Genomic DNA, 14,888 nt, shown 5'->3' with positions numbered 1-14,888 from the left:
CGCAGCGGGGTCCAGGTCGAAGTCGTGCATCTTCTTCGATCGGGCACCCGATGGCAAGACCCTCGGGGAGCCGGGCGCCGTGACGCCTACGGCGCGGCGCAGCGCCCGGTCAACATGCACAGCCGGCCCGCACCGCACTGCACGTCCGGCGCCGACCCCGTGATGTCCCGCGCCCGGGCCTCGAGCAGTTCGAGAGCTTCGGTGGTGCTGACGAAGCCGAGTTTCTGCATCAGCAGGCTGGTGGCCCCGGCCACGTGGGCCGCGGCGAAGGAGGTGACGAAACCACCGCCGGAGAAGGTCGCCGTGCTCACGTCGGCCGGAGCGCAGAGCGCCGGCGAGGCCTCGCCTTCCAGGCCCCAGGGCGAGAAGGGTTCGACCTGATCGGCCGGCGAAGAGGTGCCCACCCCCACGACTCCGGGAGTGTCCGCCGGGATCATCCTGTTGCCGGCCGTGATCGAAAACGGGGGCTGGAAGCCCGCGGAGAGCTGGCCCGGCAGGGACAGGTTGTCCGCCGCCCAGTAGAGGTGGAAGCGGTTGTCCCCCAGGGCGAACTCGGCGAAGATCGCCAGCTCGTAGCACACGGTCCCGGTCCCCGGGTTGAACAGATCGAAGGTGTCCCAGGGATAGTCCCCCTCCTCCCCTCCCTGGAAGTTGTCGGGCAGCGAGGACGAGGTGTCGAAAAGCACCAGCTTGCCGTCGACCCGTTCCCAGAAATCGAGGGCGTAGTCCTCGGTGGTCTCCGGAATACCGTCATTGTCGGCGTCGACCCAATCGTCCCAGACCAGGTCGAAAAAGATGTAGTCTCCCGGACCGAGGCAGAACTCGTTGAGCCAGGTCTCCCCCGCCTGGGGGTCCTGGTCCGGCAACCACTGGTCCATGTAGCCGTCCGCGTCGAACTGGCCCCGGAAGAGGTGGTCGACCTGGTCGGCGAAGGGCCCGGTCCAGTGATCCCGGGCCGGGGCCGGGGTATCGGTGCCGTAGAGCAGAAAGCTGAGATAGTCGAGGTCACCCAGGTCGTTGATCCAGGTCACGCCCTGGGCGGTGAGTCGAGAGATCAGCCGGCTGTAGGGACCGCTGCCGAAGCCATCTCCACTGAGGCCGGGGGCCCATACCGCGCCTCCGACGACGATCGGCGCCAGGGGACCACCGCTTCCGGAACCCGCCAGGTAATCGATGGCCTGCTGGAAACTGGAGTAGCTGTCCGGATCCACCGCGACGAGAATCAGCTCGACGGTCGGGTTCATGTCGGTGACGATCTCCGCCAGCGCGGTGCCCGCGGCGAAACAAGGCGCCAGGGGATCGGCCGCCAGGCACCCCTCGATGTCCCACGCCGGAGCGAAGTCGGCGGTGGTCACCGCGGCCGGCAACTCGGTACCGAGAAGGTCCGCGTAACCGAAGAAGCCCGCGTCGACGATGGCGACGGTCACCGGGGTCTCCCGCTCCACACCGAACTCCGAGCTGTCGAAGGCCTGCCAGATATCGGCGCCGCTCAGGGGCACGCCCTCGGAAACCACGCTGCCCGCCGCCAGGCTACCCGCGCCCGCGGCCAGCACCCGCGACCGGTCGCTGTCACGCCCGGGTCGGCGCGCCAGGCGGGCCGCCTGCACCGTGCCCGCATCCTCGAGCCGGGACAGGCTGTCGTAGGGCACCCAGGCGGTGACCACCGCGTCTGTCGCGCGAATCACCTCCGCCGAGAGCCTCTCGAGATCGCGCTCGAGCCCCACCGCCCCCGGGCGAAGCAGAAGCTGCAGGCGGATGCGATCGCCGTCGAGCACTTCGAGGGTGTCCTCCCCCAGCAGGTGCGCCGGCAGGGCTGCGCCCCGGCGACTGGCCTGCACCAGCTCCCGGACCAGGGGGGAAAGCCGCCGCGGGCCCTGCGGGCGGTTCTTGGCCGCCACGACCCGTTGACGCCGCAGGCCGGAAAGGAGCGCGCCGGAACCCTGCCCCGGGTCGCGACCCAGCCGCCCCCCCAGACGGGCGAGACGGCTGGCCGCCAGCGGCGTCCGGTTCGAGACCCCGCGCGTGCGCACCTGGCCTCGGGGGGAAACCTGGCGGCGCGGCGACACGTGCGCGAGAGCCTCGCGCCGAGCCTGGGCGGCCGCCCGCCGGGAAGCGCTCCGCTCCACCGCGAAGACCGGCGGCAGCAGCAGGAACCAGGCGAGAAGCGCGACGAGAAGCCTCAACGACGGCTGCAGACGGGTGTTCATGGTCGATCCCCTAGAAGTAGTACCCGATGAGAATTGCGAAATGGAGGGAGTCGAGGTTGGTCGTCCACTCGCGGGTGCGACGGATCGTCGGCGGGACTTCGAGACTCCCCTCGCTGGTCGCTCCGAGAGCCTGGTAGCGCGTCTGAGCCTCGACGAACCAGCGACCGTCGGCCAGGTCGAAACGCAGCCCCAGTTCGGCGCTGAACCCCACCGAATCGACCGACCAGTCGGTATCGAGAACGAAGCCCACGTCGGGAACGACCCGCCGCTCGGCGTCGAAACTGTCGGCCAGCGGTGTGCCGACCCCCAGGCCCACGAAGGGAAAAAAGGCCAGGTCCGAACCCAGGGGGTACCAGCGCAGCACCGCCGAGCCCAACAGCACCGTGCCGTCACCGGGCATCAGCCAGGGAGCCGGGCCCTCCTGCATGCCGTCGGAACTGAAAGCCAGGGACTGGAGACGGAACCCCAGGTCCCATTTTGGTGAGAGCACATACCATCCTGTCGCCTCGAACCCGAGGGAGCCGGTGATCGGCGCATCCCCGTCGCCTGTCTGGACCAGTCCCGCCGAAGCCGCCCAGTGGCCGATGGGGGCGGCCGCCGGCGTCGCCGGGATCGTCAGCCACAGCAGCATCACGCAGACCGGCACGACCCTTCCAAGTACCCTCTCCATCACTCATCTCCGCGATCTCGTCCGTCGCCACGGGCTCCGGGCGAGACAGGTCGGGCGGCACCGGAACTCGACCGCCGGCCCGGGCCCTCCTCCACCACCCAATCTAGGGGGCGGCGGACGAAGCTGGCAATCCCGGGTGGCCGCGAATGTTCCCGGACACGCGCTTGGCCCCCCATTGTTGCAAGAAGCGGGCCGTCCCGCCCCCCCTCCCGGCAGGGTCAATCGGCGGCCTCGTTCTCCGCGGCTTCCAGTTGCTCGGCCTTCTCGGCCCAGGCGGCCGTCAGGACTTCGAGCCGGCGGGCCACCTCCCCGCGCTCGGCAGCCAGGAGCCCGAGGCGGGGGCCGTCCGCATGGACGGCGGGATCCGCCAGCCCGGCATCGATCTCCGCCAGGCGCTGTTCGGCGGCGTGGACCTCGTCTTCCAGGCGGGCGACCTCCTCCTGCAGGGGGCGCAGCCGGCGCCGGCGCGCCTGGAGGGCCTCGGCCCGCGCCCGGCGTCCGGCCCTCGAGCGGTGGTGCGCCGACGCCCGGCCCACCCGGGCCCCGGGCGACTCCACGCCGGCCGCGGCCACCGCGCTCCGGCGGGCCAACCACTGGCGCCAGCCCCCCTCCAGGCGCTCGACCCGGCCTCCTTCCACCACCAGGCTCTCGCGGGTCAGCCGCTCGAGGAAGACCCGGTCGTGGCTGACCACGATCAGGGTGCCCGGCCAGGCCTCCAGGGCCTGCTCCAGGGCCTCCCGCAGCGGCAGGTCCAGGTGATTGGTCGGCTCGTCGAGCATCAGCAGATGGCAGGGTTCGAGCAGCAGGCGGGCCAGGGCCAGGCGTGCCCGTTCCCCTCCCGACAGGGAACTCACCGGCCGGGAGATGTGTTCTTCTCCCAGGCCCAGGGTCCCCAGCGCACGACGCACCTGCTCGGGAGTGCGACCCGGCGCCGTGCGACCGGCCTGCTCGAAAACGCTGGCCGCCGGATCCATCGCCTCGAGCTGGTGCTGGTGGAAGCGGGCCACGAGCAGACCCCGGGCCACCTCGCGCCGCCCCGCGAGCGGGAAGAGATCGCCGGCCAGACCCCGCAACAGGGTGGTCTTGCCCGCACCGTTGGCGCCCAGCACGGCCAGGCGGTCCCCACGCCGGAGGTGCAGGTCGACCCCCTCGAGCACCGGCCGCCCGTCGAAGCCGAACGCGGCCTTCTCGAGACTCAACAACAGGTCCGGGCCCGGCGGCGGCGGCGGCCAGGAGAAGGACCAGCTCCAGGCCGGATCGAAGACCAGGGCGCGGCGTTGCCCGCGCACCTCCTCCAGGCGTCGTTTGCGGTCGGAAGCCTGGCTGGCCTTGGTCGCCTTGGCGCCGAAGCGCTCGACGAAGCGTCGCAGACGATCTTCCTCGGCGGCGAGCTGACGATCCCGGGCCTCGAGCTGTTCCCGCTCCGCCCGCCGGCGCCGGACCCAGGCCGAGTAGTCGCCCCGGGTGACCCGCAGACGACCCGCCACCAGGTCGGCGATGCGTTCCACCACCCGGTCGAGGAAGATGCGATCGTGGCTGACCACCACCACCGCCGCGGGCGAGGCCCCGAGATGGGCCTCGAGCCAGGCCAGGGCATCGAGGTCCAGGTGGTTGGTGGGCTCGTCGAGCAGCAGCAGGTCGGCACCGGACAGCAGCATCCGCGCCATCAGGACCCGCATCCTCCATCCCCCGGAGAGGGTGCCCACGGGAGCGTCGCAGGCCTCCCGGCTGAAGCCCAGGCCGCCGAGCACCACCCGGGCGCGGGCCTCGAGCCCATCGCCGCCGAACCACTCGAAAAGGGAGCGGCGCTCGCCATAGGTCGCCGCCACCTCGGCCAGGGCGGCGGCGTCTCCCCGGGCGTCGAGTTCCGCCATGCGCTCGGCCAGGGCCTCGATTTCCCGCCCCAGCTCCCGCACGTGATCGGCACCGGACAGGGCCGCTTCGAGCACCGAGGTCCGGGGGTGCAGTTCGGCCTCCACCTCCTGGGGCAGGTAGGCCACGTGCAGTCCCCGGCGGCGGCGGATCCGGCCCCGGTCAGGCTCGTCCACCCCGGCGATGATCCGTAGCAGGGTGGTCTTGCCGCAGCCGTTGGGCCCCACCAGGCCGATGCGGTCGCCCGGATGGATCGTCCAGCTGACGTCTTCGAAGAGGGTGCGTCCTCCCACCGAGCGGGAGATGGCGGCCAGGGAGAGCATGGCCCCAAGATTACTCGGCGGGGGCGCTGGAGGCTTGCGGGGCGGGCATCGAGCACCGGAGCTGGTGCAACGCCGCTCCCATGCCGGCGATGGTGAAGAACAGCCAGAGCAGCTCGCCCGCCACGGGAATGAAATCGACCACGAAGAACGCTCCCACCCCCACCACCAGGGCCAACGCCGGGTGCCCTTCGCCGCGCAGCAGGGGACGCAGCAGCATCTGGCCGGCGATCATCTTGCCCAGCAGCGAGCCGAAGTAGATCAACGCACCGAGAGCCGAGAGCAGTCCCAGGCTCAGCGGCAGGACGATCAGGCAGAGCAGAGAGAGCACGAGGGCCACCAGCAGGCAGACCAGGCCGACGCCGAAGCTCGAAACGAGCAGCGTGGCGCCCCCGGCATGGGCCAGCGACCCGTCCACGAAGGGGCGGAAGAAAAGCACCAGGAGCAGGCCGCCGAGCAGGGCGACGAAGGCCAGGTAGACGTGGAACGTCACCCGCGCCGCCGGCGAGAACGCGAGGAAGGAGTTGCCGCCGTCCTCCTCCGCCAACTCCTCGGGAGTCATCTCCACCTGCCGGATCTCGCCGTCCACGCTCCCCGCGGGGGGGGCCACCGTGTTGCGCGCCTTGTAGACCAGGTCCCCGGCGATATGGACGCCCGGCTCGAGGGTCAGTTCGTCGCACTCGACCCAGACATCGGCACCGAAGCTCCCCGAAAGACGGACGGCGGCCCCGTAGATCCGCACGGGGCCGGCCACATCGCCTTCGAGCGAGACATCGGCCGAGTAGATCAACAGCCCGCCGAGTGCGGAGCCGGCGGGCTCGAGATAGAAGCTGCCGACAAAGGCCAGCAGGTCTCCGGCGACCCGCCCTCCGACCCTCAACGACTCGCTGAAGACCCGCACGTCATCGGCCACCTCACCGTCGATTTCGACGTGGCGGGCGCAAACGTTGAGATCGCCGCTGACCCTGCCGCCGATATCGAGCTCGGGGGTCAGGACCGACAGGTCCCCCTCGACGACGCCCCGAATCGTGGTATCACCGGAAAAAGCGTAGGTGTCGCCCACATCGACCCGGTCGCTCTCCACCAGCAGCCTGCTCGCCTGGACGAACCGCGTGGTCCCCAGCCGCATCACCCGATCGGCGCACTCTTCCGCCTCGGCCGCGGAGATGCCGGCCAGGACCGCCAGCACGGTCGCCAGCATCGCGATGACGGGGCGGTTTCTCATCGGTCGTCGCACTCGCTCCGGAAAATGGCGCATCAGAGGAAAGTCCCTTGTCCAACAAAGCACCTTGGCCGTTCCACTGCCCCTCCCCAGTGGCGAGCGGTCGCCGCTTCGACCACCAGCGGTCGTCCCCGCCCGACGAGCGGTGCACGGCGAACAGCGCTCAAAACCCGATCTCCTCTCGCAGCGCCCGGGCCCGGCGGCGGCTGAGAGGGACACGAGTCCCCTGGCCATCGCTGAGTTCGAGCAGGAAGTTGCCGGATTCCGCGGGACGCACCGCGGCAATGGCGGCGAGGTTGACCAGCACCGAGCGGTGGGTCCGCCGGAACCCCAAAGGGGTGAGTTCCTCTTCCAGGCTCTGCAGGGTGCGCGGTACCAGGTAGGAGTGACCTTGCTTCCAGGCGAAGACCAGGGTGTGGTCCGCACTGACGTGACTGACCTCTTCCGGCGCGAGGAGCACGATCCGGCCCCGGCGACGGGCGACGATCCGCGGCGGCATGCCCGGCCGCTGGGCCAGCATCCCGGGAATCCCCGCCTGGACCTGCTCCCTTTCGAGGCGCCGCTCGACCCGGTCCAGGGCTTCCACCAGGCGATCGGAGGTGACCGGCTTGACCAGGTAGTCCACGGCATCCCGTTCGAAGGCGCGCACGGCGAAATCGTCGTAGGCGGTGACGAAGACCACCAGCGGCAGGGTTTCGAGACGCTCGAGCACGTCGAAGCCCTCGCCACCGGGAATCCGGATGTCGAGGAAGACCACCTGGGGGTCGTGATGGCGGATCTTGGTCACGGCGTCGCGCACCGTGTCCGCCTCGGCCAGCACGTCCACGCGTCCGGTCTCCTCGAGCAACCGCCTCAGCCGCCTCCGGGCCGGCGGCTCATCTTCGACGATCAGGGTTTTCAGCGTCATCGGTCAGTCTCCTTGGCTGGTCAACACGATGCGGGCGGTGGTCCCCGGGCCCGGCGCGGCGGGGCCCACGACCAGCCGACCCCCGCAGAAGGCGTCGACGCGGGAGGCCACGTTCTCGAGAGCATGGCCCTGTGGCCACTGGCCGTCGACAGCCCCGGGACCGGGTCCTTCGTCGCGGACTTCCAGCACCAGGCTTCCCGCCCGTCCCTCCTCGGCGCGAACGAGGACCCGGCCCTCGCCGGTCTCCGGGTCACGACCGTGCAACACGGCGTTCTCCACCAGGGGCTGGAGAATCAGCGGCGGCAGGGTTCGCGAGGCGAGTGACGCGTCGTAATCGACCTCGAAGCGCAGCTTGTCGCCGAAGCGGGCCTGCTCGATCTCCAGGTAGTCGCGAATGAAAGCCATTTCCTCGTCGAGTCGAACGGCCCGCTGGCTGCCCCGGCGGAACGCGTAGCGGAACAGGCCCGCGAAACGCTCGAGAAGATGCTCGGCGTAAGCTGGATCTTCCGAGACGTAAGCCGTGGCCGTGTTGAGCGCGTTGAAAAAGAAGTGGGGGTTGATCCGGGCTTGCAGGGCCTGGAGTTCGGCCCGGGCCGCCCGCTCGCGGGCCTGGGCCTGGGCCACCCGCTCGGCGGCCAGCATCGCCCGGGTGCGATCGAGCCGGCGGACCAGGTCCTCGTAGACGAAGACCAGCGCCCCGGCCACCAGGGCCAAAAGACCGTTGATCGAACCGACGAGAATCACGCTGCGAACGCTGCGGATCACGTACCAGGGATAAATCCAGAAGCCGAGCAAGGTGGCCGCGAACGCGCCGCCGACCAGGCTGAGCACCATCAGCGCGGCCCGCACCGGAAACGAGTAACCCACCAGGCGCGGCAGCACCTCGCGGCCCGTGACCACGGCCACCACCCCGGTGACCAGACCGCTGATCACTCCCAGCACCAGCAGCGGAGCCTCGACCCTCCCCTTTTCCAGCACCGAGGCCAGCACCGCGTTGAGGGCCCCGATGCCCCCGCCGAAGCCGCCGCCCAGGATCAGCTCCACGCTCATCCGCGCCAGCAGGCCGTCGCCGGCACCCCGCCCCGAACCGATCTCATCCCGCAGGCTGGTCATCGGGTCCCTCCCCGGGGAGAACGGCGGCCCCGGAACGGCGCACGACGAGCACGGTGGTGTCGTCCGCCGCAGGCTTGTCCCCGACCCAGGCGGCAAGGGCTTCGAGCACCCGCTCGAGCAGCGCCTCGGCTCCCTGTTCGTGATGGCGCCGGGCCAGATCCATCAGCCGCTGTTTGCCGAACTCCTCGTCGGCGCCGCTCTCCGGCGGCGCTTCCACCAGGCCGTCGGTGAACAGCAGCAGGGTCTCCCCGGGAGCCAGCCGGTCGGTCCCCTCCCGGTACGCCACCAGGTCGGTGATGCCCAGGGGCAGCCCCCCCCGGTCCAGTTCGCGCACCCCCGCGGGTCCCACCACCAGCGGAGGATGATGACCGGCCAGGCTGTAACGCAGGTCTCCCGTGGCGGGGTCGAGGTAGACGCACGCCAGGGTCACGAAACGACCGGGTCGGCCGCGCCGCCCCAGGGCGGCGGACAGGCGTTGATGGAGGCGGGCCGGGGAGGGCTCCCCCGGGGCCAGCGCCCGCACCAGCGACTGGAGGTTGGCCATCAAAAGGGCCGCGGCGATGCCCTTGCCCACCACGTCACCGACCACCAGGCCGAGCCGGCCTTCCGGCAACTCGAGAAAATCGATGCTGTCTCCCCCCACCGCGGCGGCCGGGCGACAGGTGAAGGCGATATCCAGCCCGGCGATCCGGGGAGAGGCCTCCGGCAGCAGCTCCTGTTGCACCTCCCGGGCCAGGGCCATTTCCCTTTCGAAAGCTTCCTTGACCCGCAGTTCTTCCCAGGCCCGCTCGAGGGAGCGCTTGAGGGAATCCCAGGCGATCAGAGCGACGGAGAGCATCACCGCCAACAGGGTATTGACCGCGACCAGGGCGAAAAAGGCCAGGGGCCGGGTGAAGATGATCCCCGGCCGGGTGGCCAGGGAAATCAGCCCCGCGAGCAACGCACCGCCCAACAGGGTCAGGACGATCATGCCGTAGTGCAGCAGGACCGGCAGGTGCTCGAAGTGGGGAAAGGCGTGGCGCGCCCCGACCACCGCGGTCAAGACGATCATCTCCACCGCCAGGATGTACTGCCAGACCAGCGACCACTGGATGGGCTGGCCCGCCACGGTGTGGGATAGCAGTTCCACCGTCAGACCGAAAACCGCCCCCGCCAGCGCGGCGCCGACGAACCACAACAGGAACCCGCGCACAGGGTGAACCACCCGGCGGAGCACCCGGCCGGTGGGCCAGGTGTGGATGCGGAGTAGGGGCTGACCCGTCAAGCTGGTCTCCGAAGAGAACGGTGATGGCGGTGGGCGGGGGGGTGCCTGTGCCGTACCCTACTACAACGTCCCCGGCACGCACCCGGTTGCATGGGAGGCCCGTCCACCGTACCTCTTGGGGGCCAGATGTCGGACAAGATGAGGGGTCGGGCCATGGAGCGGGAACTCTCGCATTTCGCCTTGCGCGGTGTGGGCAAGGCACTTCCGCAGCGCAGGCTTTCCAACGAGGAACTGGGGCGCGCCCTACGAACCGATCCACGATCGATCCGCGACCGCACCGGCATCGAACAGCGACGGATCGCCTCGACACGGGACACGGCCTCCAGCCTGGGAGCCCAGGCCGCCGTCCAGGCCCTCGAGCGGGCCGAACTCCCCGCCGAGGAACTGGACCTGGTCCTGCTCTCCACCTACACCCCCGACCACCTCCTCTGCCCCACGGGCCCCGCGCTGGCCCACCGCATCGGGGCCCACCGGGCGGGTGCGTTCGACATCAACGGGGCCTGTTCCGGCGGCGTGACAGCCCTGATGACCGCCTCCGCCCTGCTCGCCTCGGGTAGCTTCCGGCGCATCCTGGTCGTCACCGCGGACGTGACGACCAAGTACATTCGCCCGGACGATCCCAAGACCCGCCTGGTTTTCGGCGATGGAGCCTCGGCTCTCGTGCTCGAGACCCAGGGGGGGCGGGGGACCGGCTGGACCGTTCTGGCCAACCTGTTGGGTGCCGACGGCTCCGGCGCCGATCTCTTCCGGGTCGCGGCGGGCGGGTCGGTGCACCCCCCGATGCTCAACGGGGTGCGGCACGAAGCCGCGCCCTCCGTGGAGATGGACGGGCGAGCCGTCTTCCGCTTCGGCGTCGACCGGGGCATGCGGGTGATGGACGAACTCTGCGAGCGGGCCGGTATCCACCCCACCGAGGTTTCCTGGCTGATCCCCCACCAGGCCAACCTGCGGATGCTGACGTCGATGATCGGCCGCAGCGCCATCCCACCCGAACGCTGGGTGATCAACATCGAGAACTACGGCAACACCGCTTCCACCTCGGTGCCGCTGGCCCTGACCGAGCTGGTCGAATCCGGTCGAGTCCGGTCGGGAGACGTGATTCTGCTCGTGGCCTTCGGCGCCGGGCTGACCTGGAGCGGGATGGCCCTGAGGGTCGACTGAATTTTCGTCATCGGTGGAATCCCCCGGCCGGCGCGGCCTCCCAGCGCCGAGGCGATCCCGAACCGAAGCTAAACCGAATACATACAAAAACTTGACCGCGGTTTTTTTACAGCGAGAAGACCCGCCTGGTCTTTCCGGGCGCCGAAATTCATGGGACATTTTTTCCTGGACGCCGGCGCTCCTTCCCGCGTCCGTCTCTCTGCCCAGGCGCGGCGCGGGCTCTGGCCCCCACGTCGACTGACCTCCCGAGAATGCTGTTTTCAGCTCTGGAGCCTTCAGCCGCGCCACTTTTCCGGGCCTCCCCCCGACCGGCCCGCCGCAGCCATCGGGCGAAGCCGGGTAGAATGCACCGCCGTGAACGGGCCCAGACTCCTGATCCTGGCAGGGCTCCTGGCAAGCCTGCCGGCGCCGACCCCTGCCGCACCGGACGAGCTCCGGGAGCGCTACGTGCGCGCCCTGAGGACTCACCTGGCGGGCGACGCCCCGGCCGCCCTCGAGCAACTGGCGGAGCTGGCCGAGCGGGCCCCCGCCTCGATCCCGGTCCATCGCTCCCTGGCTCTCATGGCCCTCGAACAGGGCACGGAAGAAGCGACCCGCTGGTCCAAGGTCTTCCGCAAGCGTCTGCGCCGCACCCGGCGCGACGTGGGGGCCAGCGTAGGGCGCGCCTTGATCCTCGCCGCCTTCGACCGGCGCCGTGAGGCCCACAACCTGTTGCTTTCGGCCGTCATGGCCGGCGCCCGCAGCCCCCTGCTGGCCGAGCCCCTCTGTCGCACCTCTCCGGATCCCCCGGGGTTGCACGAGTGGATGGCCGCCCGAGCCCGGGCCATCGGCAAGGACCCCGATTTCGCCGCCCTGCGGGTGGAGACCCTGCTGGCCTGCGCCCAGCCCGCCGCGGCGGGAGAGGTTCTGGCGGCGGCGGTCTCCCGCTATCCCCAGAGTCGATGGCTGCTCACTCTCCACGCCGATCGCCTGCGGGCCGATGGCCGCTTTCGGGAAGCCGGCGCGGCGGCGGCCCTGGCGGTGGGCCTGCCGGGCATGCCCCAGGTGCCGGAAGTCCGAATCCCCGGCCGGCTGGCCCTGGCCCGGGCACTGATCGCCGCCCACCGACCGGATCCGGCGCGGGGCGTGCTGGCAACCCTCGGCCCCGTGGTCGCCCCCCGCGACACGCGCCGGCTGGAGGCGATGATCCAAGTAGTCTGGGCCGAACTGGAACTGGCCCGGGGCCGACCGCTGCGGGCCCTCGAGCGTCTGCCGACAGAGCCGCTGCCGGAAGCCTGGCGGACCGCGGCCGAAGCCGTCCGCACCCGCGCCCGGACCGGCCTGGGCCTCTCGCCCGTGCCGTTGCAGGCGCGGTCCGTCGGCGCCCTGGCCCTGGCCGACCGGGGGCAGTCCCTCGCCCTGTCCGCCGCGGCGAGCCGGGGCCCGGATCGAACGGCCCTCGCCCACCGCCTGGGGGAGGTGGCCGCCTCTCTCGCCGGCGCGGGGCTGGTACACCGCGCCGCGTTGCTCGAGACGGCCCAGGCCTTCCTGCTGGGGGAGGAGCCTGGACACCGGATCCTGGACAGGGCGCTCGGCCGCCTGGCGGCCGGCGGCGACCCCCGGCTCGAGGCCGCCGCACGAATCCTCCGGGCCTCCTGGGCTCTCGACCGGTCCGAACCTTCCGTGGCGCAAGAGCTGTGTCGGCTGGGGCCCCGGGCGGCCTCGGCGACCCCCGGCCGCCTGCTGGCCGCCATGCACCTGACCGCCGCCCGCGCGGCCCTGGCGGCCGGTGACGAGGAGGAGGCTTCCGCGGCGGTGGCCGAGGGCCTGCTCGATCTGCAGGAAGCCGACCTGACGCGCATCGTCGCGCCGGAGGAGCTGCGCCCCATCGAGGAGATGGAAGGCCGGCCGGCCCTGGCCCTGCCGGGAGTCGGTCTGGCCGCGGACCTGGCTGCCGGGCACCCGGTGGCGGCGGCCACCTCCCGGCTGCTGAAGAATCTCACCCGCACCTCCCGCGGCTGGTCGGTGCTCGACCGGAGCTGGGGGGAGAGCCCGGCGGAAATCGCTCGCAGCCTGCCGGGGGAAGCCTGCCTGGTGCTGGCCACCGCCGATCCCCGGGCGCCCTGGATCGCGATCGGCCCCGAAGGCGCCGCGGCGGCCCTGCCCCCCGGTGACCAGGCCCTCTCCCGACCCCCTTGCGCCGCCGCGAGCGTGCTGTACTGGGCGGGCCCCGCCGCCGCTCCGCCCGGGCTCACCTGGCCCGGCAGGCCGGACCTGCTGGTGGTGCGCGTGGTGCGCCCCGTGGCACTCCCCCGCAGCCCCGCCACGCCGACCGGCGCCCGCCGCCCCTGGCGGCTCGTGGGCCCCGGACCCCAGCGCCCCCTGCGCCGCCTGGTGGAGGACCTGGCCGGAGCCCCGGAGTTCCCGGGAAAGGCGGCTCCCGCCGGAGGCGAGGGACACTGGCCCCTGCACGTGGGAGCCGGCCTGGTCCCCCGCCGCTGGCCCCTGGCCACCGGGTGGCTGATCCCGCCGGCCGGCGCCGGAGAACGGGGCTGGATGGAGGTCGAGCGGCTCGGTCGACAGGCGGAGGCCCCGGATATCGAAGATGGGCTGGTGGTCGTGGGACTCCGGGCGGGAGCCGACCGGCTGGGCCTGCGGGTCCTGGCCGAAGCCGCCCTCGACGGCCCCCGCCGCTACGCGCTGCTCTCTGTCGAACCCCTCGAACCGGAGCAGGCCCAAACCCTGGCGGGGCTTCTGCCCGCCTGGGATCGCAACCCCCTGGCCGGCGCCGTTCGACTCGCGACCCGGCAGCCCCGCCTGGCCTCCCGCCTGACCCTGTGGACGGCCCCCGGAAGGCTCCCCTCGCCGGGGCGCTTTTCCCGGGCGGCGAGCCTGGCGCTGCTGGCCGCCATGGCCGCCGCCGCCGCCGGCCTCTATCTCTGGCTGCGCCGCCGGAGAATCCGCTGATCGGCGCCTTCCACCAGGGGCCTGGGCAGGCTCCAGCCGCCGTCCGCCAGCAAAATCGTGCCCGTCATCCAGGCCGCCGTCGGGCCGGCGAGCAGGCAGACCAGTTCGGCGATCTCCTCGGTCTTGCCGAAGCGCCCCAGGGGAATCTGCCCGCGCACGGCCTGTTCGATCTCTTCGCTGGGCCAGAGACGATCCGCCGCTCCCTGGGAGGTGAAGGGTCCGGGAGACACCGCGTTGACGCGAATACCCAGCTCGGCCCACTCGGCGGCCAGGGAACGGGTCATGGCTTCCACGCCGGCCTTGGCGCACACCGAGTGCACCACACCGGGCTTGCCATCCCGCGCGTAGGGCGCCGAGATGTTGACGATCGCCCCCCCCGTCTTTCTCATCTGCAGGGCCACCTCCCGGGACATGGTGAACACCCCGACCAGGGCGATGTCGATCACCGTCTCGAAGGCCTTGGGAGGCAGGGCCAGGGCGGGCCGCACGAAATTGCCGGCGGCATTGTTGACCAGGATGTCGATCCGGCCCCACTCCTCGCCGATCTCTCGCACCACCCGGCGCACGGCGCGATAGTCCCGCACGTCCAGTTCCCTCGAGATCACCTCGAATCCGTGTTTCGCGGCCCGGGACAGCAGTTCCTCGTGATGCGCGGTGTCACGGCTGACGCAAGCGACCCGTGCGCCCAGTTCACCGAGGCGGGTGGAAATCTCCAGGCCGAGACCCGTGCCCCCTCCCGTGACGATGGCGCACCGGCCCTCGAGAATCCCCCCGGGCAGCCACCGCGAACGGTCACTCATCGGGGCCAGGTCTCCGCCACGCGCTCGGTGTCCAGGTAGTCCTGGATCTCGACGACTTTGCCTCCCTCCTCGCGGAAGAGGGTCACACCGCGGTTGGCATAGGCCCGGCCATCGCGGGTCGTGCCCCGGTTGGTCCACTGGGCCACGGCCCGGTCACCGATCACTCCGACCCAGGAGAGGTCGAAGCGCAGGCCGCCGCGGAACAGGCGCTGGTTCTGGCGCAGGAAGACCCGCACGCGCCGGAGGCCCCGCACCTCGCCCCCGAAGCGGCGTCCGGGAAAGACCAGCAGGACGTCCTCGGCGAGCACCCGCTCGAGATCGTCGAAATCGGCGCGCTGCAACGCGTCGAAAAAACCCCGGATATCGTCCTCGGTCATGGACCGAGGATAGCCCTGAAGACGTCGGC

At 71.3% G+C, this 14,888-nt stretch carries 11 protein-coding genes; 2 read left to right on the top strand and 9 right to left on the bottom strand.

Annotated elements, in window-relative coordinates; translation table 11 throughout:
• Positions 1-86: 86 nt before the first annotated feature.
• The 7 genes from Q9Q40_11330 to Q9Q40_11300 form a co-directional block, all read right to left on the bottom strand.
• Positions 87-2,207: a S8/S53 family peptidase gene (locus Q9Q40_11330; protein ID MDQ7007811.1), complete on the bottom strand. Its 2,121-nt coding sequence runs from the start codon at positions 2,205-2,207 to the stop codon at positions 87-89.
• Between the two features lie 10 nt (positions 2,208-2,217).
• A complete protein-coding gene (locus tag Q9Q40_11325) occupies positions 2,218-2,877 on the bottom strand; it encodes a hypothetical protein (protein ID MDQ7007810.1) in 660 nt (219 codons plus the stop codon).
• Between the two features lie 218 nt (positions 2,878-3,095).
• Entirely contained in the window at positions 3,096-5,072 is a 1,977-nt protein-coding gene (locus tag Q9Q40_11320; protein MDQ7007809.1) for an ABC-F family ATP-binding cassette domain-containing protein, read from the bottom strand.
• A gap of 10 nt (positions 5,073-5,082) precedes the next feature.
• Entirely contained in the window at positions 5,083-6,294 is a 1,212-nt protein-coding gene (locus Q9Q40_11315; GenBank protein ID MDQ7007808.1) for a polymer-forming cytoskeletal protein, read from the bottom strand.
• Between the two features lie 160 nt (positions 6,295-6,454).
• Positions 6,455-7,198, bottom strand: coding sequence for a response regulator (locus Q9Q40_11310; GenBank protein MDQ7007807.1), 744 nt, complete (start codon positions 7,196-7,198; stop codon positions 6,455-6,457).
• 3 nt (positions 7,199-7,201) lie between these two features.
• Positions 7,202-8,311 carry a histidine kinase gene (locus Q9Q40_11305; protein ID MDQ7007806.1) on the bottom strand — a complete coding sequence of 370 codons (1,110 nt, stop codon included), beginning with the start codon at positions 8,309-8,311 and terminating at the stop codon, positions 7,202-7,204.
• Complete coding sequence (locus Q9Q40_11300) at positions 8,292-9,575, bottom strand: PP2C family protein-serine/threonine phosphatase (GenBank protein MDQ7007805.1); 1,284 nt, start codon at positions 9,573-9,575, stop codon at positions 8,292-8,294. The genes Q9Q40_11305 and Q9Q40_11300 overlap by 20 nt, the downstream gene beginning before the upstream one ends.
• 126 nt (positions 9,576-9,701) lie before the next feature.
• Between Q9Q40_11300 and Q9Q40_11295 the strand changes: the two genes are divergently transcribed.
• Together Q9Q40_11295 and Q9Q40_11290 are read left to right on the top strand one after the other, a co-directional pair.
• Positions 9,702-10,736: a ketoacyl-ACP synthase III gene (locus Q9Q40_11295; protein MDQ7007804.1), complete on the top strand. Its 1,035-nt coding sequence runs from the start codon at positions 9,702-9,704 to the stop codon at positions 10,734-10,736.
• 354 nt (positions 10,737-11,090) lie between these two features.
• Complete coding sequence (locus Q9Q40_11290; protein ID MDQ7007803.1) at positions 11,091-13,682, top strand: hypothetical protein; 2,592 nt, start codon at positions 11,091-11,093, stop codon at positions 13,680-13,682.
• On the opposite strand, the gene Q9Q40_11285 is transcribed toward Q9Q40_11290, so the two are convergent.
• Together Q9Q40_11285 and Q9Q40_11280 are read right to left on the bottom strand one after the other, a co-directional pair.
• Positions 13,649-14,482, bottom strand: a complete 834-nt coding sequence (locus Q9Q40_11285; protein ID MDQ7007802.1) for an SDR family oxidoreductase — start codon at positions 14,480-14,482, stop codon at positions 13,649-13,651. The genes Q9Q40_11290 and Q9Q40_11285 overlap by 34 nt on opposite strands.
• On the bottom strand, positions 14,479-14,859 hold the full coding sequence (locus Q9Q40_11280; protein MDQ7007801.1) for a nuclear transport factor 2 family protein: 381 nt from the start codon (positions 14,857-14,859) through the stop codon (positions 14,479-14,481). Before Q9Q40_11280 ends, Q9Q40_11285 begins: the two co-directional genes overlap by 4 nt.
• Positions 14,860-14,888 lie beyond the last annotated feature (29 nt).

Source organism: Acidobacteriota bacterium (assembly GCA_030949985.1).
Lineage (GTDB): Bacteria > Acidobacteriota > Polarisedimenticolia > J045 > J045 > JALTMS01.
Note: the sequence above shows the minus strand (reverse complement) of the source record. Positions and strands in the feature narration are given on the sequence as shown.

Coding starts and splice junctions, on each gene's coding strand:
- Q9Q40_11295 (MDQ7007804.1), top strand. CDS start 9,702: ATGTCGGACAAGATGAGGGGTCGGGCCATGGAGCGGGAACTCTCGCAT.
- Q9Q40_11325 (MDQ7007810.1), bottom strand. CDS start 2,877: ATGGAGAGGGTACTTGGAAGGGTCGTGCCGGTCTGCGTGATGCTGCTG.
- Q9Q40_11320 (MDQ7007809.1), bottom strand. CDS start 5,072: ATGCTCTCCCTGGCCGCCATCTCCCGCTCGGTGGGAGGACGCACCCTC.
- Q9Q40_11280 (MDQ7007801.1), bottom strand. CDS start 14,859: ATGACCGAGGACGATATCCGGGGTTTTTTCGACGCGTTGCAGCGCGCC.
- Q9Q40_11315 (MDQ7007808.1), bottom strand. CDS start 6,294: ATGAGAAACCGCCCCGTCATCGCGATGCTGGCGACCGTGCTGGCGGTC.
- Q9Q40_11305 (MDQ7007806.1), bottom strand. CDS start 8,311: ATGACCAGCCTGCGGGATGAGATCGGTTCGGGGCGGGGTGCCGGCGAC.
- Q9Q40_11310 (MDQ7007807.1), bottom strand. CDS start 7,198: ATGACGCTGAAAACCCTGATCGTCGAAGATGAGCCGCCGGCCCGGAGG.
- Q9Q40_11330 (MDQ7007811.1), bottom strand. CDS start 2,207: ATGAACACCCGTCTGCAGCCGTCGTTGAGGCTTCTCGTCGCGCTTCTC.
- Q9Q40_11285 (MDQ7007802.1), bottom strand. CDS start 14,482: ATGAGTGACCGTTCGCGGTGGCTGCCCGGGGGGATTCTCGAGGGCCGG.